Annotated in this window: 16 protein-coding genes; 6 read left to right on the top strand and 10 right to left on the bottom strand. The window is 53.4% G+C overall.

Annotation, left to right across the window (positions count from 1 at the left end; genetic code table 11):
- Nucleotides 1–12: 12 nt before the first annotated feature.
- On the top strand, nucleotides 13–1,428 hold the full coding sequence (locus tag ACO0LK_RS08400) for a family 43 glycosylhydrolase (RefSeq protein ID WP_422974038.1): 1,416 nt from the start codon (nucleotides 13–15) through the stop codon (nucleotides 1,426–1,428).
- Nucleotides 1,429–1,430: 2 nt separating this feature from the next.
- Here the strand turns inward: ACO0LK_RS08400 and ACO0LK_RS08395 are convergent, their stop codons facing one another.
- Entirely contained in the window at nucleotides 1,431–2,768 is a 1,338-nt protein-coding gene (locus ACO0LK_RS08395) for a hypothetical protein (RefSeq protein WP_422974036.1), read from the bottom strand.
- A gap of 208 nt (nucleotides 2,769–2,976) precedes the next feature.
- On the opposite strand from ACO0LK_RS08395, the gene ACO0LK_RS08390 reads away from it, so the two are divergent.
- On the top strand, nucleotides 2,977–3,801 hold the full coding sequence (locus ACO0LK_RS08390) for a nucleotidyltransferase domain-containing protein (RefSeq protein ID WP_422974034.1): 825 nt from the start codon (nucleotides 2,977–2,979) through the stop codon (nucleotides 3,799–3,801).
- Between the two features lie 89 nt (nucleotides 3,802–3,890).
- Nucleotides 3,891–4,895 (top strand): LLM class flavin-dependent oxidoreductase, encoded by a 1,005-nt coding sequence (locus tag ACO0LK_RS08385; protein ID WP_422974032.1) that lies wholly within the window; start codon nucleotides 3,891–3,893, stop codon nucleotides 4,893–4,895.
- A gap of 349 nt (nucleotides 4,896–5,244) precedes the next feature.
- Here the strand turns inward: ACO0LK_RS08385 and ACO0LK_RS08380 are convergent, their stop codons facing one another.
- The 5 genes from ACO0LK_RS08380 to ACO0LK_RS08360 all read right to left on the bottom strand — a co-directional run bounded on the left by ACO0LK_RS08380 (nucleotide 5,245) and on the right by ACO0LK_RS08360 (nucleotide 11,769).
- Complete coding sequence (locus ACO0LK_RS08380; RefSeq protein WP_422974030.1) at nucleotides 5,245–8,484, bottom strand: efflux RND transporter permease subunit; 3,240 nt, start codon at nucleotides 8,482–8,484, stop codon at nucleotides 5,245–5,247.
- Nucleotides 8,485–8,486: 2 nt separating this feature from the next.
- Nucleotides 8,487–9,665: an efflux RND transporter periplasmic adaptor subunit gene (locus ACO0LK_RS08375; RefSeq protein ID WP_422974028.1), complete on the bottom strand. Its 1,179-nt coding sequence runs from the start codon at nucleotides 9,663–9,665 to the stop codon at nucleotides 8,487–8,489.
- A 411-nt stretch (nucleotides 9,666–10,076) separates the two neighbouring features.
- Nucleotides 10,077–11,027 carry a M23 family metallopeptidase gene (locus ACO0LK_RS08370; protein WP_422974026.1) on the bottom strand — a complete coding sequence of 317 codons (951 nt, stop codon included), beginning with the start codon at nucleotides 11,025–11,027 and terminating at the stop codon, nucleotides 10,077–10,079.
- An 11-nt stretch (nucleotides 11,028–11,038) separates the two neighbouring features.
- Nucleotides 11,039–11,275 (bottom strand): hypothetical protein, encoded by a 237-nt coding sequence (locus ACO0LK_RS08365; protein WP_422974024.1) that lies wholly within the window; start codon nucleotides 11,273–11,275, stop codon nucleotides 11,039–11,041.
- Complete coding sequence (locus tag ACO0LK_RS08360; protein WP_422974022.1) at nucleotides 11,275–11,769, bottom strand: low molecular weight protein-tyrosine-phosphatase; 495 nt, start codon at nucleotides 11,767–11,769, stop codon at nucleotides 11,275–11,277. The genes ACO0LK_RS08365 and ACO0LK_RS08360 overlap by 1 nt, the downstream gene beginning before the upstream one ends.
- A gap of 204 nt (nucleotides 11,770–11,973) precedes the next feature.
- Between ACO0LK_RS08360 and ACO0LK_RS08355 the strand changes: the two genes are divergently transcribed.
- Nucleotides 11,974–12,522, top strand: a complete 549-nt coding sequence (locus tag ACO0LK_RS08355) for a GNAT family N-acetyltransferase (protein ID WP_422974020.1) — start codon at nucleotides 11,974–11,976, stop codon at nucleotides 12,520–12,522.
- Between the two features lie 31 nt (nucleotides 12,523–12,553).
- Here the strand turns inward: ACO0LK_RS08355 and ACO0LK_RS08350 are convergent, their stop codons facing one another.
- Nucleotides 12,554–12,811: a hypothetical protein gene (locus ACO0LK_RS08350; protein ID WP_422974018.1), complete on the bottom strand. Its 258-nt coding sequence runs from the start codon at nucleotides 12,809–12,811 to the stop codon at nucleotides 12,554–12,556.
- A gap of 89 nt (nucleotides 12,812–12,900) precedes the next feature.
- On the opposite strand from ACO0LK_RS08350, the gene ACO0LK_RS08345 reads away from it, so the two are divergent.
- Entirely contained in the window at nucleotides 12,901–14,400 is a 1,500-nt protein-coding gene (locus ACO0LK_RS08345; RefSeq protein ID WP_422974016.1) for a tetratricopeptide repeat protein, read from the top strand.
- A 9-nt stretch (nucleotides 14,401–14,409) separates the two neighbouring features.
- Here the strand turns inward: ACO0LK_RS08345 and ACO0LK_RS08340 are convergent, their stop codons facing one another.
- A complete protein-coding gene (locus tag ACO0LK_RS08340) occupies nucleotides 14,410–14,802 on the bottom strand; it encodes an MAPEG family protein (RefSeq protein WP_186945938.1) in 393 nt (130 codons plus the stop codon).
- A gap of 174 nt (nucleotides 14,803–14,976) precedes the next feature.
- Here ACO0LK_RS08340 and ACO0LK_RS08335 point away from each other — a divergent pair, with 174 nt between their 5' ends.
- Nucleotides 14,977–15,219 (top strand): hypothetical protein, encoded by a 243-nt coding sequence (locus ACO0LK_RS08335; protein WP_422974014.1) that lies wholly within the window; start codon nucleotides 14,977–14,979, stop codon nucleotides 15,217–15,219.
- A 134-nt stretch (nucleotides 15,220–15,353) separates the two neighbouring features.
- Here the strand turns inward: ACO0LK_RS08335 and ACO0LK_RS08330 are convergent, their stop codons facing one another.
- Together ACO0LK_RS08330 and ACO0LK_RS08325 are read right to left on the bottom strand one after the other, a co-directional pair.
- Nucleotides 15,354–17,540 (bottom strand): molybdopterin cofactor-binding domain-containing protein, encoded by a 2,187-nt coding sequence (locus tag ACO0LK_RS08330; protein WP_422974012.1) that lies wholly within the window; start codon nucleotides 17,538–17,540, stop codon nucleotides 15,354–15,356.
- Entirely contained in the window at nucleotides 17,537–18,016 is a 480-nt protein-coding gene (locus tag ACO0LK_RS08325; RefSeq protein ID WP_422974141.1) for a (2Fe-2S)-binding protein, read from the bottom strand. The genes ACO0LK_RS08330 and ACO0LK_RS08325 overlap by 4 nt, the downstream gene beginning before the upstream one ends.
- Nucleotides 18,017–18,067 lie beyond the last annotated feature (51 nt).

The raw sequence follows: 18,067 nt of genomic DNA, 5'->3' as shown, positions 1-18,067 counted from the left end.
ACGTCTGGAAAAATGAAACGCACACTGATCAGCGATTGGCCATTATTCATCATCCTGATGGTCATTTCTCATCTTTCAGTGGCGCAGATACCGGTCAGTTACAAGGCGATTCATTCGGGTACGCCCTGGTTCGACAACCGCGGGCAAGTCGTCAGTGCCCACGGTGCCAACATCATCAAGGATAAAGATAGCTATTACCTGTTTGGCGAAGCACATACGGATGCGGGCAATGCGTTTGCCGGTTTCAATTGTTATTCATCGAAAGATTTGTATAACTGGACATTCGAGAGCATTGCCCTGCCGGTTCAGGCCAGCGGCGATTTAGGCCCGGATACGGTGGGAGAACGTTCGAAAGTCATGAAGTCACCCGCCACGGGTGAATATGTCATGTTTATGCACGTTGATGCGCTTGACTACAAAAGCCAGTTTGTCGGTTATGCCACATCAAAGAACATTACCGGCCCCTATACCTATCGCGGACCATTGCTATATCAGGGTAAGCCCATCAAAAAATGGGACATGGGCAGCTTTCAGGATAAGGATGGTGCCGGATACGTGCTGCTGCACGGGGGTGATATTTACAAACTGACAGACGACTATACCGGTGTCAGTGAGCAGGTCAATCACGCCATGACACCAGGTTTTGAATCCCCTGCCCTGTTCAGAAAAAACGACATCTATTATTTTCTTGGATCAGACCTTACCGGCTGGGAACGCAATGACAATTATTATTTCACCGCCACCTCACTAAAGGGGCCGTGGACGCGCAGGGGTTTCATTGCGCCGGAAGGTACACTGACTTGGAATTCGCAAGTCACTTTTGTGTTGCCGATTGAAGGATCACAAGGCACCACCTATATGTTCATGGGTGACCGCTGGTCTTACCCCAGACAGGCATCTGCTGCTACCTATGTCTGGCAGCCGCTAACTATCGATGACACATCTATTTCTATTCCTCTATATCAGGAAGCATGGCAAATCGATAGCGCCACCGGCATCACTGCACCTGTCGCGACTGGAAGACGGTTTATCAAGAATACGGATGACAGCATTGCTTACACCGGCACATGGCAACATGAAACGACGCCATTTGCACAAAGCAGGTCAGATGTGAAGGATGCTACTTTTTCTGTGTCATTTACCGGTCGACAAATCAGCTTATATAGCCTTGCGACCCCCGATGGCGGTTATGCCCGGGTGAACATGCGTAACAGCAAAGGCGAAACTGTATTGTCATCCATCATCGACATGTACAGTAAATACCCAGTGTCTGCGCTGAAGTTCATGAGCCCGATTATTCCCAAAGACAGCTATACATTGACCGTCTCTGTTTTACGGGAACACTGGAGTTGGACCAGCAAGAAAAAAATCGTATCCGGCAGTGCCGGATACGCCGTTTCGCTTGAAAAGATTATCGTCAGTAATTAACACTAAGGCGTCACCAGTCCATCCATCCTCACCACTTCAAAATTGCTACCTTTGACACTGCCCAGTTCAGACACCAGTTTGTCATTGTTCCAGCGGGCATCTGGTGCACCGCTGATGTACCAGTTGGAACCATTGTCAGCCACCAGCATGCCGTAGGTTTTCATGGCTTGCAGAATAGCCTTGCTCTCGTTGGAGAAATTGGCCGGTATCTGGAAACTGGCTTTCAGGCGCACGCGCATGCCCATCGGTGGCAGGGTGTTGCTGGTATTCGATGAAGCCCAGTGGGCAGCCGGTGGCACATAGGCACGACGACTGCGGCTGACAGTAAAGCGCAGGGCATGGCGTATCGCACCGCTGGCGGCTTCTTCATAACGTACCAGACCGGGGAAGATGGGCAGACCGGCAGCGTCGGCGCTGGTCCAGCCTGGTTTGCCGCCTGGCCTTACCGTGTTGGATGTCAGATCAAAGATGGCACCGCCACTGACTTTCCAGCTGCCACCTGTTTGTGGATAGGCATTACCCACTTCATACAGGCGATTGGCGTCACGGTCTATGACCAGTACGTGGCGATCACCGCCAAAGGTAATGCCACTGGCCTGCTGTCCTTCTATCGGTGCATTGGCAGGTATGGGGTAAGGCCCAGGGTCGCTCTCATCACCATAGTCGGTAAATTGCACTGCGACTCTGGGCTGGCTGCTGGCAACTACCACATAGGGTATGCCTATGGGTGCACCATCATACAGGCCAGCGCCAAAGTCGGGATGAAGACTGGTGCCCAGGCCTATGCTGCTGATCAGCGCATCGGATGCCGGATCAACTGCGGCACCCGAAATATCCGTGTTCCAGGCATTATTTGCCGGAAAAGGCACAGCTCCGTTTAGATTGGCCCCTGCGCCCAGATCAGCCTTGCGCAAGTCGCCATAAATGGCATTAGCCGTTGTGCCGCCATTTGTGCCACCTGTGCTGCCAGTGCCTGCTGTATTGACGGTAACGGTGACCGACGCGGATGTATTGCATGTGGTGCTACAAGCGGAGTTGCTGGCAAGCAGGGTATAGCTTGTGGTGGCGACTGGACTGACAGTAAGGCTGCTGCCCGTCACGGCGGCACCATTGACGGTGACACTGGTGGCACCACTGATATTCCAGCTCAATTGTGTGCTTTGTCCTGAAGTGATGCTGGCAGAAGTGGCGACAAAGCTATTGATTACTGGTGCTGTGGCAGTGGTGGTGCCGGTAGAACCCGTGTTACCCGTATTGCCGCCGCTCGTACCCGTGGTACTGCCGCTCGCACCACTACTGGTACTGCCAGAACCACCGCCACAGGCAGTCAGCGCAAGCATGAGTGTAATGACGGATAGTCCTTGAACTGTAGTGCATCGCATGGTGGTTTTACTTCCGGCATGAGGCAAGTGGGCTTCCAGCCTAGTGCTGATCCGGTATGCAGACAATGCGAATTGCATTTTCTTACAAATTATCTGCGCAGGAAGGTATGATTTTCAACAAGGCAGCCATTCAGGCAGGCTGCAAAAAACAATAGAGGATTTTGACATGCATGACGATCATTTGGCATTTGAAGAACAGGAACACCCGATAGACCCTGCGATACGCACAGAAATCAATGCCACCCTGCAACGCATAGAACAGACGCATGATGTCAGGGTCTTGTTTGCCTGTGAATCAGGCAGTCGTGGCTGGGGCTTTGCCTCGCCTGACAATGATTATGATGTACGCTTTATCTACGTGAACCGGCCAGACTGGTATCTGACAGTGGTGCCCGGTCGTGATGTCATCGAATTGCCGGTCAATGAAATTTATGATGTCAGCGGCTGGGATGTACGCAAGGCACTGGGCCTGCTGCGCATGGGTAATGCAACCCTGATCGAGTGGCTGTCGTCACCTGTGGTGTATGCGGCTGATGCGGTGTTTCTGCAGGCAATACAAGCAGCAACCAAAGAGGTGCACCGGCCAGAACGCTCTTACTATCATTACCTGCACATGGCGGCAAAAAACTACCGTGAGCATTTGAGTGGCGATATCGTCAAGCTGAAAAAATACCTGTATGTACTGCGCCCGCTGTTGGCCAGTTTATGGATAGAGAAAAATCTCGGTACAGTACCGATGCGCTTCCAGGACCTGGTGGATGCACTGATCACTGACAGCGTGTTGAAGGCAGCCATCGCTGAACTGCTGGTCATCAAGCGACGTGCCAAAGAATCAGAACTGGCACCGGCCATGCCTGTCATCAACCGCTTTATTGAAACCGAATTGGGCAGGCTGGAAAACGTGAAGCAGCATGCTACCGAAGATATGGATTTTTCTGTTCTGGACCGCCTGCTGCGTGATACCGTAATGGGAAGCTTGGCGAAAAAATAATTCGTTTTTAACAGCATTTTTGATGCCTGCCAACAAGAATTGGCAATTTCACCCATAATGATTTTCTTGTCATTTGAAATTGCAGGCTCATGTATCCCTTATCCATACTCGATCTGTCACCGATAGCAGAAGGCAGCGATGCTGCACAATCCTTCCATAATTCCCTCAGCCTGGCCCAGCATGGCGAAAACTGGGGTTACAAGCGTTACTGGCTGGCAGAACACCATGGCATGCCCGGTATTGCCAGTGCAGCTACATCTGTGCTGATAGGCTATATTGCCGCCGGGACCAAAAGCATACGCGTGGGTGCCGGTGGCGTCATGCTGCCCAATCACTCACCACTGGTCATTGCCGAACAGTTTGGTACGCTGGAATCACTCTTCCCTGGCCGCATCGATTTGGGGCTGGGGCGCGCACCTGGGTCAGATCAACGCACGGCACGTGCCTTGCGTCGCAATCTGTCCAGCGACGCAGATGAATTTCCGCAAGATGTGGCGGAACTGATTGGGTATTTTGAAGGTGATCCGCGCTATGTACGGGCAGTACCTGGCGCTGGTTTGTCCATCCCGATCTGGATACTGGGTTCCAGCCTGTTTGGTGCGCAGCTTGCTGCGGCCATGGGCTTGCCTTACGCCTTTGCTTCGCATTTTGCGCCTCAGCAGATGATGCAGGCAATCGATATCTACCGCGCCACCTTCCGCCCTTCTGCACAACTGGCCAAGCCCTATGTGATGCTGGGCTTCAATGTCTTTGCTGCCGATACGGATGACGAAGCGCATTACCTGGCCAGTTCTGCCCAGCAAGCCTTTATCAATTTGCGCAGTGGTCGCCCGGCCAAATTACCGCTACCGGTACGTGATTTTCTGAAGCAGACAGCACCGCAAGAACAAATGCTGCTGGATCAAATTTTATCTTGCTCGGCCATCGGCGCACCCGATACCGTGGCTGAAAAAATACAGGCCTTCATCAACAACACAGGCGCAGATGAATTGATGCTGACTTCGCAAATCCACAACCACGCCGCACGCCTGCATTCATATGAAATTGCTGCACAGCTTGCCAGCCAGTTGCAGGCTGCCGCACCAAACTCGTAGATAGTACTTAAAGACTAAAAGAGGACATTCACAAAATTGTCCCAACAAGGCTATGCTTTAAGAAACCTCCCTTAAAGGGGAGGTTCGTTTCGTCGGCAGGCAACATGTTGCCTGAAACCCCGACTACACAAGACGACGACGACGGTACTTTAGTACAACCTTAAAATGAAAAGCGGGAGCAGCAACGCTTTGGGGCGATTTTGTGGATGTCCTCGCTCAAAAAAAAGCCTGTGCACACCTCGTTGCACAGGCTTTGAAATTGCTGACCAGATAACAACGGTCTATCAGCAAGAGGGAAGCGTTACTACTTCAATTCATTCCATTTCATTGTTCTCGTTCTTTTTCCTGCTCATGCATTTTCTGGCTTGACCGTCAGCGTATTTGCTGCTTTACGATTTCGACCAGTCAGCATGCCAATAAGTTTCATCAAAGTGCGATATATCAAGCGTATGAACAACAGGGTAAATATGGCTTCCAGCATGGTCATGCAAAAGCCGACCAACGGGTTGCGTTCTGTCATGCGTCTGCGCATTTTTGCCATCATGCGGTCACGTGCAATTTCTATACTGTCATAGAAGGTAGGCACAACCAACAGTGTCAGGATGGTGGAAGTGATAGTGCCGCCGATAATCGCAATCGCCAGCGGACGATAAAACTCACCGCCTTCACCCAGGCCCAGTGCAACAGGCATCATGCCGGCAATCAATGCAAAGGTCGTCATCAGGATAGGACGCAGGCGAACACGGCCCGCATGCATGAGCGAGTCTTCACGGTCAAACCCTTCTGACTCACGTTTGCGGGCGGCATCCAGCAACAGAATTGCATTCTTCGCCACCAGACCCATGAGCATGATGATGCCGATAAAGCTCATCAGATTCAGGGTACTGCCGGTAATCAGCAAGGCCAGCACCACACCGATCAAAGACAAAGGCAGCGACAGCATCACAGCCAGTGGAGCTGTAAAAGAGCCGAACTGTATCACCAGGATCAGGTACATCAAACCGATGCCGGACAACAGGGCAATCAGCATGGCACCGAATACTTCTTGCTGATCCTGACCAGAACCACCCAGTGACAGGCCATAGCCTGGTGGATAATCAAAGGACTGCGCCAGTTTCATGGCATCAGCGATCACTTCACCGTTAGAACGTCCCTGCGCATTGGCAGACACGGTAATGGTGCGCTTGCCATTTGCATGCTCGATACCGGAAGGCCCTTTGCCCATGGTGACAGTGGCGATCTGGTCCAGCGGTACCATCTGGCTGGTGCCGGATACGGCGATAGGCAAACGTTCTATGTTTTCCTTGCTGACGCGGTCGTTCGGATGCAGGCGCACTGCCACATCACGGGTTTCACCTGTTGGATCAACCCAGTCACCGACTTCGATACCTGCAAAGGCCACACGCAAGGCCTGCGCTGCATCATTCGATGAAATACCCATGGAATTGGCCAGGCCACGATTCAGTTCTATCTTCAGTTCTTTTTTAGGGTCCTGTTCAGACAGGCCGACGTCGACCGCACCAGGCACCTGACGCAATTTATCCATGTAAGCACTGGTAATTTCCAGCAGCTTGCGTGAATCCGGGCCGGTGAATTCTATCTGTACCGGTTTTTGTGCGCCGTTGTTCAAATCATCCAGTACCACATATTCGGCACCGACCAAGGCTCTTACTTTTTCGCGCAATTCAACTGCGATTTCCTTGGCACTGCGCTTGCGTTGTGTGCGCTTGCCTATATCCACATAAATACGGCCACCGGCTGCCGTGATATTGCTATTGGTTTCCTTGGTTTCTGGAATACCACGTGCAATTTCTGCCGCTCTTTCCATTTTCAGGCGCGCATATTCTATGGATGAAGAAGCTGGTGTACGCACGGTGATCATCAGGTTGCCGGAATCTGCGGTTGGCAAAAAGCTGGTGCCGCCCCACTTCATCTGTACACCCAGTGCAGCCACCAGGCTGAACAGGGCAATCGCGCTCATCCAGCGCCTGTGATGCAGGGCCCAGGCAATCACATTACTGTAACGGTCGGACTGATGGTCAAACCAGTCATTGAAATTGGCCAATACCTTGCTGATACCTTTTTTCGGCGCAGTATGGTGATCTGGCGGGTCACCCCAGTATGCCGACAACATCGGGTCAAGCGTGAAGGAAATACCCAGACTGACAAACACCGAACAGGCCACCGTCAGCGCAAACGGACGGAACCATTCACCCGGCATGCCAGGCATGAAGGCCACAGGAATAAACACTGCAATGATGGAAAACGTCGTAGCAGCCACGGCCATGCCGATTTCAGCCGTACCTTCGAGTGCCGCAGTACGACGGTCAGAACCGTTCTGCATATGGCGCACAATGTTTTCCCGCACCACAATCGCATCATCGATCAACACACCAATTGCCAGTGACAGGCCCAGCAGGGTCATGAAGTTCAGCGTAAAGCCGCACAGCCATACCGCAATGAAGGCGGCAATGACAGAAGTCGGCAAGCTCAGGGCCGTGATCAGGGTAGAACGCCAGGAATTCAGGAAGGCATATACCACGAAGATGGTCAGGCCAGCACCCAGTATCAGTGATTCGATCACATTGTTCAGGCTGCGCTGCGCATCTTCACCGCCATCACGGGTGATTTCAAGCTTGGTACCTGGCAGGTTTTTTTCCAGGTCCTTGTTGATTTCCTTGACCTTTTCACGCACTGCCTGTGCCACGCTGACGGTGCTGGCGTCACGGGCACGGGTCACATAGATACCCACGTTGGGCTTGCCGCTGCGTATACTGAGGCCATTCACGTCAGCAAAACTGTCTTCTATCGTGGCCACCTGCGCCAGGCGAACAATTTGCTCACCATTGCGTTTGACCACGATGTTCTGGAATTCTTCCGGCGATTCAATACGGCCTACCAGACGTATGCTTTCTTCATCCAGAGTACCGCGTATCTTGCCGACCGGGGCATTGGTATTCTGATTGCGCAGGGCACTCACCACATCACCGACCGAGATATTAAATTCACGCAATTTTTCTGCGCGCAGCAGGACTGACAATTCGCGCTTCAGTGAACCGGTCACCTCTACCGTCGCCACGCCATTGATGCTGCGCAGCTTGTCGGCCAGGCTATCTTCGGCCAGGCGAGAAATTTCGGCATGCGTTTGCTTGCTGGAGGACAGTGCCATGTTCAGAATCGGCTGTGCACCCGGGTCCCAGCGCTGTATGACTGGCTCACGCATTTCTGTCGGCAGTTTATAGCGCAAAGTAGAAATCACGTTACGGACTTCATCCGAAGCCTCGATCATGTTTTTCTTGAAGGTGAAGCGGATATCGAAACGGCCGCTGTTTTCTGCTGCCGTTGCCCAGACTTCCTGTGCACCTGATACTGCCTGCAGAGATTTTTCAACGCGGTTGATGATTTCGCGTTCCACCGTATCCGGTGATGCACCAGGATATGGCATGACGACGGACAGGCCCGGTACTTCGACATCCGGGTTCTGGTTCACCCTGAGTTTGCTGAGTGCCAGCAAACCCAAAGCCATCAGGGCGATGATCAGTACGATCGTCGCGGTCGGCTTTTTGATACTGAAATCGGATAGGAACATGATTATTTTCCTTGCGCTGGAGTCGCGTCAGCCACGGCAACCTTGGCCGCTGCCATTTCTATGTTCTGACCATCCTTGAAGCTGGAACTTGGGCTACGCATGACCACATCGCCCGCCACCAGACCACTGCGGATTTCATAATTGCCGGTGCGCTGGTCACGTTTGCCGATCTGCAAATCCACCCGGTTCAGGGTTTTTCCTGCCACTTTCCAGGCATAGGCCTTGTCGCCAGCCTTGACGACTGCCGCTTCCGGCAACATCAGGGCGCTGACGGTGGCGGCTTCGATATTACCTTCTGCATACAGGCCAGATACCCGTGGCTGGTTGCTATCGGCAAACGCCACCAGCACTTCCACCTGACGTGTCACGTCATTGGCTGCCGGGTCGACCCGGGTTACCTTGCCACGGAATTCCTGCCCGGGATAGCCATTGATACGGAAACCAACCGGCTGACCGACCTTGACCTGGGCAATCTTGTCGGTAGAGACGCGACCGGCAAAACGCATGCTGGTCGGGTCGATGACCTTGACCAGTTCCTTGCCGATTGACGCCGTATCACCGGCCGATACCTTGCGCTCGCTAACAACGCCGTCAAACGGGGCGCGTACGACTGTACGTTGTAATTGCTGGCGTGCTACCACCGCGCGGGCCCGGGAAGCCGACAGTTCGCTCTGGGCACTGTTGCGACGTACTTCGGCATCATCCAGCGCCTGTAGGGATGTCATGCCGGATGCACGCAGGGTTTTCAGCCTTTGCAGGGCGCGGTCAGATTGATCCAAGGCCATGGCGGCACTACGGGCATTGTCTTCGGCTGAATTGAGGTTGTCGCGAATCGAGGTTTCATCCAGTTTCACCAGAATATCGCCGCGTTTGACGACATCGCCGTTTTCTTTCAGCACTTGCAGCACCACGGCACTGACTTCTGCACGCAGGTCTGCCTTGCGTTCAGGCTGTATCGAGCCGGTAACGACAGGGCCGGATGCCAGGGCGTTGCTTTGCACGGTCATGATGTCTTCCGGTGCAATCACCAGCTTGACGGGTGGTTTTTTGTCCGTAGCTCCACCCTTGTCTGCTGTTGCACTGGCGCTGGAACTTGCACTGGCTTTTTCCGGAGCTTTGTCTTTGCTGCAGGCTGCCAGGGCCGAGGCGATGGCGAGAACGAGGAGTGTTTTACGTAACATGATGAATCCCTGTCGCTATTTGTTATTGGGAAAATTTGATGAGAGAGTATTCCCCGAGAGCTTGTCCAGTTCAATACCCCAGGTTTTGAATTGCTCTTTTTTATGGATGAAATGCAGTTTTCGCGGGTTGAAATGCATTTGCTCCCACTGGAATTGTGCCGGGTCAGACCAAGATATGCGTAATAAGTTCCAATTCCTGCATGCCGGATTACTGCTATTTTAAGCAGGTTCGGGCGAAAAACTGTGAAAATTGGAATAGATCCAGACAGGCTTCCGGCGTGTAAAAGGGTGCGCAGCGCAATGCCATTTACCTGGCGAAATGCAGTCTATCCGGTGCATGTAGTCCAAATGCATCAACAGCCTGCACCTGATAGCCAGCAAAAAAGGTCATCGCGCCTGGCCGGGTCGTCGCTAAGAAGCCAGGCAACGTATCACTGCATCATCAATCGCCTTGCCGGTTGGCAGGCATTCGCGCAGGGTCTTTCTGGTTTTTGCCCTGCTGACGGACAGGTTCGGTGGATCGGGGATGAGCCAGGTCTTGTAGAGTGGGGTAAACACCCCGTCATGTGCATTGCGAAAGCGAAACGGCAGGGAAATGATGGTGCCGTTCTGGTTCACCTGCACATGAAAATGCAGGTGCGGGGTGGTCGAAAAACCGCTATTGCCAGACAGGGCAAGCACATTCCCTATCTCCACCCGCTGGCCGGGCTGCACCTGGGTAGAGTTTTGCATCAGGTGGACATAATCAGCCCAGCTACCGTCATCATGCAGGACGCGTACATAATTGGCCTTGTCAAAAAATTCGGCCTCAGCTTTGCCATTGTCAGCAAACTGGCGCACCACTTCCACCACCATACCGGCCCGTGCTGCAACAACCGCTGTACCGACAGGCATGTTGATATCGACCGCATAGCGCGTGGCCACCGTGGTATGCGTAAACAGGGGTCCATCTGCGGCTTGCAATATCTGAAAAGCCTGGTCAGCAAGAAAAGGGATGCGGTAGCTGACACCCGCATCATGCCGCGCCCTGGGGTCACCCTGAACGAACTGGCTATTGTAATAATACGTATACCCAAACTGCCTGTTGGCAGCAAATACGTCCACCAGCTCCATGCTTTGTCCACCCGCCAGAAGTACCTGTACAGGCCAGTTGCGACTCGATGCCAGGTTACTGGAACTGCTGAGCTGTAGTGTCACCATCACCGGCATGCGACTGTTGTTGGTGGCAATCACGGTATCTGAACCGGCTTTTTTGGCTGTTTCTATCTTCACCAGGTCGTTAACGGCATAGGCTGTTGAAAGCTGGCTGAAAGACAGGGCATAACAAAAGACGGCAACAAATAACGCTCTGCTGGCTGACATACACATTCAGGTCAATCGTCAGAACGGGCAGCACGCCAGATCGTGCGACCGCCTACCACCATGCTTTCCAGCTCACCGGCATTACGCATGTTCTCAAGTACCGACAATACCACCGACATGGACAGTGGCTCACTTGACCAGTTTATCCAGAAATGGGTAATGCCTTCAGCTGTATCAGCACTGTTCGGGCGCTGCTGTATATAGCGGCGTATGGCATTCGCGATGAATTCCTGATCTTGAGTCTGCATTATTCTTTTCCTCTGTTCAGGTCTTGCTGTATTGCGCAGACCAGGCCGGCACTGGCATCTTCTATATAGTCCAGTACCAGATCAAAGCCATCCGGGCCACCGTAGTAAGGGTCGGGTACGATATCACTGTCACTTTGACTGGCATAGTCCATCATCAGCTTGAGCTTATGCTGATGCGCCACAGGACAGGCTGCCTTCATCCTGGCCAGATTGTCCTTGTCCATGGCCAGCAACAAATCAAATTTTGCGAAATCGTCAGCGCTGAGCTTGCGCGCCCTTTGCTGCGACAGATCAATGCCGCGGCGGGCAGCAAAGTCTTGCGAGCGTGGGTCGGGTGGCTCGCCGATGTGATAGGCATGGGTCCCGGCAGAATCGATAAGCAAATTCAGTTGCGCAGCTTCAGCCTGGGCACGGAACACCCCTTCAGCACTAGGTGAACGGCAAATATTACCCATACAGACAAACAGAACTGCTTTGGTGGCGGAGTTTTTCATCGTTAAATCAGAAAATACCGGAAAATTCTTGATAGAAAGCCAAAATTTCATACATTCACGATATGCTAACACGCAGTTTTCGCATCAGCAAAGCCGGATTCTGGCCCAGGAAAAACACATGTTATTATTTCAGGCCCGCGGTAAGCTCAGTTGCAATCACAGTTGTAAGCGCAATCGCAAGCCCGACATAACACAGAGACACGTATGACAGAAAACACCTCAAGCAATACCAGCACAATCAGCTTTCGCCCTGCGGTGGATGCTGATGCCGAAACAATCGCCGATCTGGTCAACAGCGCCTACCGTGGCGACAGCAGCCGCCAGGGCTGGACCACGGAAGCTGATTTATTGCAGGGTTCACGCATACTTGCGCCAGAAGTACGCAAGCTGATCGCCACGCCCGATTCCGTCATCCTGCTATGCCTGCAAGGTGACGACATCATAGGTTGTGTCAATCTGGAAAAAACCGACGGTGCCGCTTATCTGGGCATGTTTGTAGTACGCCCGATATTGCAAGGTAACGGCATAGGCAAGCATTTCATGCAAACGGCTGAAAGGCACGCGCAAGAATTATGGGGCATAGATAAAATCTGGATGACCGTTATCAGCGTCAGGAAAGAACTGATTGCCTACTACGAACGCCGTGGTTATGTACGCACGGGCCGCTTCAAGCCCTTCCCTTCAAACAACGGCAAGGAACAGATGCTGGTTGAAAACCTGCAGTTTGAAGAGATGGAAAAAATACTGTCCTGATTTCAAGCACTTGTGCACACTTGGTCAATGATCAGGATTTGTCGTGATAATAGTAAATGGCCCCGCATAGTGCTACGCCCACCAGATAGAGCAACCAGGTTTCATTCCCTATCAGGTAGGGATAAAACATCAGGCCTAGGGCCAGCCATTTGATGCGGGTGCTGGATTTTTTCTTGCCATAGGCGTAGGCCGCCATACCCAGTATGCCGAAAATGATGGCACCGTAGATATAAGCTGGGCTGGGCAACAAGCTTAACAATAAGGCGGTGAGTTCCTGTTCATCCAGCATGTGTGGCCTTTAAAATGAAGTGCAGGTGTTGCAATACATGTGCAGTATAAGCGTAGTAAGAAAAATCAGAGGCGATTCCAGTTTCATCAATGAAAACAGCAAATATACAAACCCTGCTGGAACAGGCACTGGCCCACCATCAGCAGGGCCAGTTTGAGCTGGCAGAAGCATTGTATCTGCAAGTGCTGAAAGTACATGCAAACCAGTTTGATGCCCTGCAATTACTGGGGACGCTGGCGCGCCAGCGCGGTGATGCAGAAACTGCTGTAAGCAGCCTGCAACAAGCGATTGCCGTCAACCCGCAGCAAGCCATAGCCCATATTAATCTGGGGGCCGCCCTGCAAGACCTGGGGCGCTCGCAAGAAGCAGTGGCCAGTTATGACCGCGCCTTGCTGTTGAAACCGGATTACGCCATGGCGTGGAATAACCGTGGCAACGCCCTGCGCAGCCTGGGTCAGCTGGAACAGGCACTGGCCAGCTATGACCAGGCCTTGCAGATCACGCCAGCCTATCCTGAAGCATTATTGAACCGGGGCCTGTTGTTGCAGGGGCTGGCTGAACACGAATCTGCATTACCGGATTTTGATGATGCCCTGGCCTTGCGAAAAAATTATACGGAAGCCCTGTTTGCCCGCGCCGTCAGCCTGCAATACCTGCATGCCCACGAAGAAGCACTGCAAGACTACGACCATTTACTACAACTGCATCCCGCACATAGCGAAGCCTGGTGCAATCGCGGCATGTTGCTGCAAAAAATGCAGCAGTACGAAGCTGCCCTGTATAGTATCGATCAGGCACTGGCATACAAGGCTGATTTTGCCAAAGCCCATCAGCAGCGCGGCCATTGCCTGCGCCTGCTACAACGCAATGGCGAAGCCATTGACGCTTATCAGAATGCGCTGGCGCATGGTGCCAATGCAGAACAGATTCACTATGCTCTGGCCGCATTGGGGACAGGTGACACACCGGCCACAGCACCGCCAGGCTATGTGGCCGAATTGTTTGACCAGTATGCCGACCATTTTGACCACCATTTGCTGGATGTGCTGGGCTATACCGTGCCTGATTTACTGGCTGCTGCCATAGAGCGGCACAGAAGTACTGGAACATGTCACAGTCTGGATCTGGGCTGTGGTACGGGTTTGTGCGCACCCTTATTGCGCCAATATTCAAGCAGGCTGGTGGGTGTCGATTTATCCGAAAAAATGCTGGCAAAGGCACGGCAGACGGGACTGTACGATAGCTTGCATTGTGCCGACATTGCCAGCTTCCTGTTGATCGCCACGACAGCAGAATATGACCTGGTCATCGCTGCCGACGTGTTTGTATATATCGGCGACTTGCAACAGGTATTTACCGGAGTCAACCGCGTGCTGCGTGATGGCGGCCTGTTTGCGTTTTCTGCCGAAGCCGGTGATAACCCAGATTTTTCACTGCGCCCTTCACACCGCTATGCCCACGCTACAGCTTACCTGCAAGACCTGGCACAACAGCACGGTTTCACCATCGTGGAAACAAGCCAGGAATTTGCCCGTCGCGATCATGGCGAAGATATCGCCATTCACATCATGCTCCTGCAAAAAATCTGACGCGTAAAATCAGGCCATCGCAAGTATTGCCACCGACGTGGCAACACCTGCAAACCAGACCAGCGAGCGCAATGTACCCTGATTGGCCAGGTAGGTAATCAGGTACACGATACGAATGGCAATGAACAGCAACGCTAGTTGATCTATACGTGTCTGATCCGCATGAGACTGCTGCGCCAGCACCACAGCCGCAATAAATAGCGGCAAGGCTTCAAAACCGTTTTGCTGTGCCGCGTGCGCTCTTTGCTGCCAGCCACTGAGGTCTTTGGCCCATTCGCGCGGTGCCTGGTTATCATAGACCTGGTTCTTACCACCCCGCCTGGCTGAGCCGCCCTTGGCCAGCCCGACGCTGACGATGGGTAACGCACATGCGGCCAGTACACACCAGTTTGCTATGCTCATTTTTCTCTCCTCCCGGTTTTTATAGCGATGATTGTACCTTGCCCGCACGATACCACGTGGTGTTCTGGTAACAATTCGCAACACATTCTTTGTCAACACAATCGCGTCCGGTCGCGTTCTTGGCTTACGTAGATTGACTACGTCAAAGAAATCAACCACAGAACAGGATTCAATATGAACAAGCTGATCGCCACTCTCGTTGCTGCTACCTTCGCTATGGGTACAGCGTTCGCTAAAACTCCTGCAGAGCCAGCAAAAACTGCAGTTCCACCAGTTGCTTCTGCCAGTGCATCGACATCCGCCTCTGCGGTTGCACCAGCGCCTGCTGCCGAGAAAAAAGCAGCCAAGCATGTGAAACATGCAAAAGCGAAAAAAGCAGAAAAAACTGAAGAAACAAAAGCAGCACCTGCAAAATAATTGACACGCATCAGGTCGTGTTGAGCTAGCTAGTTTGCTGGCAAACAGTAGATAAGTAAAATCGGCGCATATTGCGCCGATTTTATTTTCAACATTTGTGGTCAGCATAGTTGTCACCACTAACGCACAAAGCCTCAAGCCACCAGTTGCCAGCCCGCCTGCGTCAGCGGTAGACGGGTAACTGGTTTGCCACTGGCAGCCAGTAACGCATTCGCGATTGCCGGTGCTATCGATGGTGGGCCTTCTTCGCCTACACCCCGGGCTTTTTCACCTGTGCTGATGACCAGCACATCCAGCAGCGGTGTCTGCGCCAGACTGACCAGGCGATAGCCATCAAAATTGCCCTGCTCGACCTGCCCGTCTCTGAAGCTGATTTCCCCAAACAGAGCAGCCGACAAACCAAACAAAGTCCCACCCATCATTTGCGCTTCGACGGCCCCGGGATTGGCAACCAGGCCAGGGTTGATCGCTGCCGTGATTTTTATCAGACGGAATTGTCCGGGCCTGACCACGGCAATTTCAACAATATGACCGCTGAACAGTACGTCGCCAGTGCCATTCATGGCAAAGCCGCGATAATGCCCCTTTGCCAGCGGCTTGTTCCAGCCTGCGCGTTCAGCCAGAGCATTTACAAAATTAATTGCCCTGGGATTGTGCTTCAATAAACGCCGCCGGTATTCCAGGCTATCCATTCCTGCTTTGCGGGCAGCCTGTTCCAGCGTATGTTCGAGAAAGTAACAGTTTTGTGAATTCCCTACCGAACGCCAGTAAGTGCAGGGCACGCCAAAATCCACCCTGGTCCAGCGGGTATCAAACAAGGGGAAACGGTAACTGCTGCTAAACCAGCCCATGAGATAGGTCCAGTCAAACCCATCTTCCGCCGGACTATTCGTTACGCCCGTGTATTCCAGCAGCGAAGGGCCCGCCGTATCATGGCGCAGCGCCAGCGGCAAATTATCCTGATCCAGCGCCAGACGCACGCGTGAAGCGGTAATGGGGCGGTAATAACCAGAGCGCATATCATTTTCACGCGACCATATGGTTTTTACCGGCACCCCCACCGCCTGCGCGATCAGGGCTGCCTCGACAGCAAAATCATGTTCCAGCCTGCGGCCAAAGCCACCACCGGTATTTTGCGTATGGATGTGCACTTGCCCAGGCTGCAATCCCAAAGCTTTGGCTACACCCTGCTGGGTATCGGTCTGGCTTTGTGTGGACAGCCAGACTTGCGCGCCACCAGCGGTGACTTCCACCGTTGCATTCAGCGGTTCCATCGCTGCATGGGCCAGAAAGGGGACATCGTAGGTGGTATCAATAACCCACTTTGCCGATTCCATGGCTTTTTGTGTTTCCATGGCATGCTGTATCCGCGTACTCTGCACCGGCAAACCTTCGCCTGCTGCCACCGCCTTCAGCAGACTATCACGCATGCTGGCCGTGTTGATCTTTGCATGTGCGCCATCCTGCCAGACCGGCTTTAATAATTGCACGGCCTTGCTGGCAATCCAGTAGCGGTCTGCGACAACGGCAACGGCATTCGCCAGCCGCACGACTTTATGCACGCCCTTGATTGCCAGGGCCGCACTATCATCCACGCTGGACAGCGTGCTGCCAAAACGCGGTGCGTGCAAGACGACCGCCGCCAGCATGCCGGGACGCTGTACATCAATACCAAATACGGCACTGCCGTCCACCCGCGCCGGGATATCCGGACGTGGTGCCGATTGCCCCAATACCTTCCAGTCTTTAGATGCCTTGATCGCCGGTTTTTCTGGCGGAACCAGCGTGGCTGCCACCTTGATCAATTCGGTATACGGCACACTGCGATTGCTGGCGGCATGATGAACCCGTGCATTGGCAGCGGTACAGTCTTTCGCATCGACTTGCCATTGCAGCGCTGCCGCCTGTATCAACATCTGTCGCGCTGCTGCGCAGGCTGGCGCTACCGTCGCCTGTGCGGAGTTAAACCCGGCACTGCCAAAGGTGGTGATACCGGGCGGCCATTTCTGATGAAACTGCCGGATGACGGGTGCATGTTCTATCCGTACGTGCGTCAAGGGCATTTCCAGCTCTTCAGCCACGATCTGCACGATTGCCGCATGGGTGCCCTGGCCCAGATTGGTGACGGTGGTGCAGGCAGTCACCACGCCGCCAGCGTCCATGCTGAGCCAGAAATCAAACGGTGACACCGGCTTATCTTTTTGATCTGCTGCCGCCACGCTATCCAGCAAAGGCAGCGTGCTGCTGCCCACGACCCAGACACCGGCAACCAGGGAAGATTTCAGGAAACTCCTGCGTGCAGGGGAAGCGACTATGCTCATACCTTGCTCCCCTTCTTGCCTGTTTGCGGTTTCAGCCTGGCGGCAGCCGTGTGGATAGCCGCCCTGGTACGCGGGTAGGTACCGCAACGGCACAGATTGGTCATTGCCGCGTCGATTTGCCTGTCTGTGGGCCGTGGCGTGGCTTTTAACAGCGCAGCCGCCGCCATCAGCATACCCGACTGGCAGTAGCCACATTGCGGTACCTGATGTTCTATCCAGGCCTGTTGCAGGACATGGCTGCGATCAGGTGACAAACCTTCTATGGTGGTGATGCTGCGGCCATTCAAAGCCTCTACCGGCATGACGCAACTGCGCATGGCCTGCCCATCCAGGTGCACGGTACAGGCACCGCACTGCCCTGCTCCGCAGCCAAACTTGGTGCCTGTCAGGCCCAGGTCTTCACGCAATATCCACAATAGCGGGGTATCACCATCTGCCTGACACTGCCGGGCCTGGCCGTTGACTTTCAGATTCAGGTGCATATTTCCCTCCAGTTGTCTTTGGACACTAACTGCTGCGACAGATTA

The organism is Undibacterium sp. Ji49W (assembly GCF_049340205.1).
In the GTDB taxonomy this organism is placed as follows: Bacteria; Pseudomonadota; Gammaproteobacteria; order Burkholderiales; family Burkholderiaceae_D; genus Undibacterium.
The sequence above is the reverse complement of the archived record's forward strand: the minus strand, read 5'-3'. Positions and strand labels throughout refer to the sequence as shown.

Bases quoted from the DNA above. Each gene is read 5' to 3' on its own strand.
- ACO0LK_RS08360 (WP_422974022.1), bottom strand. From the start codon at position 11,769: ATGAAAAACTCCGCCACCAAAGCAGTTCTGTTTGTCTGTATGGGTAAT.
- ACO0LK_RS08395 (WP_422974036.1), bottom strand. From the start codon at position 2,768: ATGCTTGCGCTGACTGCCTGTGGCGGTGGTTCTGGCAGTACCAGTAGT.
- ACO0LK_RS08365 (WP_422974024.1), bottom strand. From the start codon at position 11,275: ATGCAGACTCAAGATCAGGAATTCATCGCGAATGCCATACGCCGCTAT.
- ACO0LK_RS08370 (WP_422974026.1), bottom strand. From the start codon at position 11,027: ATGTCAGCCAGCAGAGCGTTATTTGTTGCCGTCTTTTGTTATGCCCTG.
- ACO0LK_RS08350 (WP_422974018.1), bottom strand. From the start codon at position 12,811: ATGCTGGATGAACAGGAACTCACCGCCTTATTGTTAAGCTTGTTGCCC.
- ACO0LK_RS08380 (WP_422974030.1), bottom strand. From the start codon at position 8,484: ATGTTCCTATCCGATTTCAGTATCAAAAAGCCGACCGCGACGATCGTA.
- ACO0LK_RS08335 (WP_422974014.1), top strand. From the start codon at position 14,977: ATGAACAAGCTGATCGCCACTCTCGTTGCTGCTACCTTCGCTATGGGT.
- ACO0LK_RS08345 (WP_422974016.1), top strand. From the start codon at position 12,901: ATGAAAACAGCAAATATACAAACCCTGCTGGAACAGGCACTGGCCCAC.
- ACO0LK_RS08340 (WP_186945938.1), bottom strand. From the start codon at position 14,802: ATGAGCATAGCAAACTGGTGTGTACTGGCCGCATGTGCGTTACCCATC.
- ACO0LK_RS08330 (WP_422974012.1), bottom strand. From the start codon at position 17,540: ATGAGCATAGTCGCTTCCCCTGCACGCAGGAGTTTCCTGAAATCTTCC.
- ACO0LK_RS08355 (WP_422974020.1), top strand. From the start codon at position 11,974: ATGACAGAAAACACCTCAAGCAATACCAGCACAATCAGCTTTCGCCCT.
- ACO0LK_RS08375 (WP_422974028.1), bottom strand. From the start codon at position 9,665: ATGTTACGTAAAACACTCCTCGTTCTCGCCATCGCCTCGGCCCTGGCA.
- ACO0LK_RS08400 (WP_422974038.1), top strand. From the start codon at position 13: ATGAAACGCACACTGATCAGCGATTGGCCATTATTCATCATCCTGATG.
- ACO0LK_RS08385 (WP_422974032.1), top strand. From the start codon at position 3,891: ATGTATCCCTTATCCATACTCGATCTGTCACCGATAGCAGAAGGCAGC.
- ACO0LK_RS08390 (WP_422974034.1), top strand. From the start codon at position 2,977: ATGCATGACGATCATTTGGCATTTGAAGAACAGGAACACCCGATAGAC.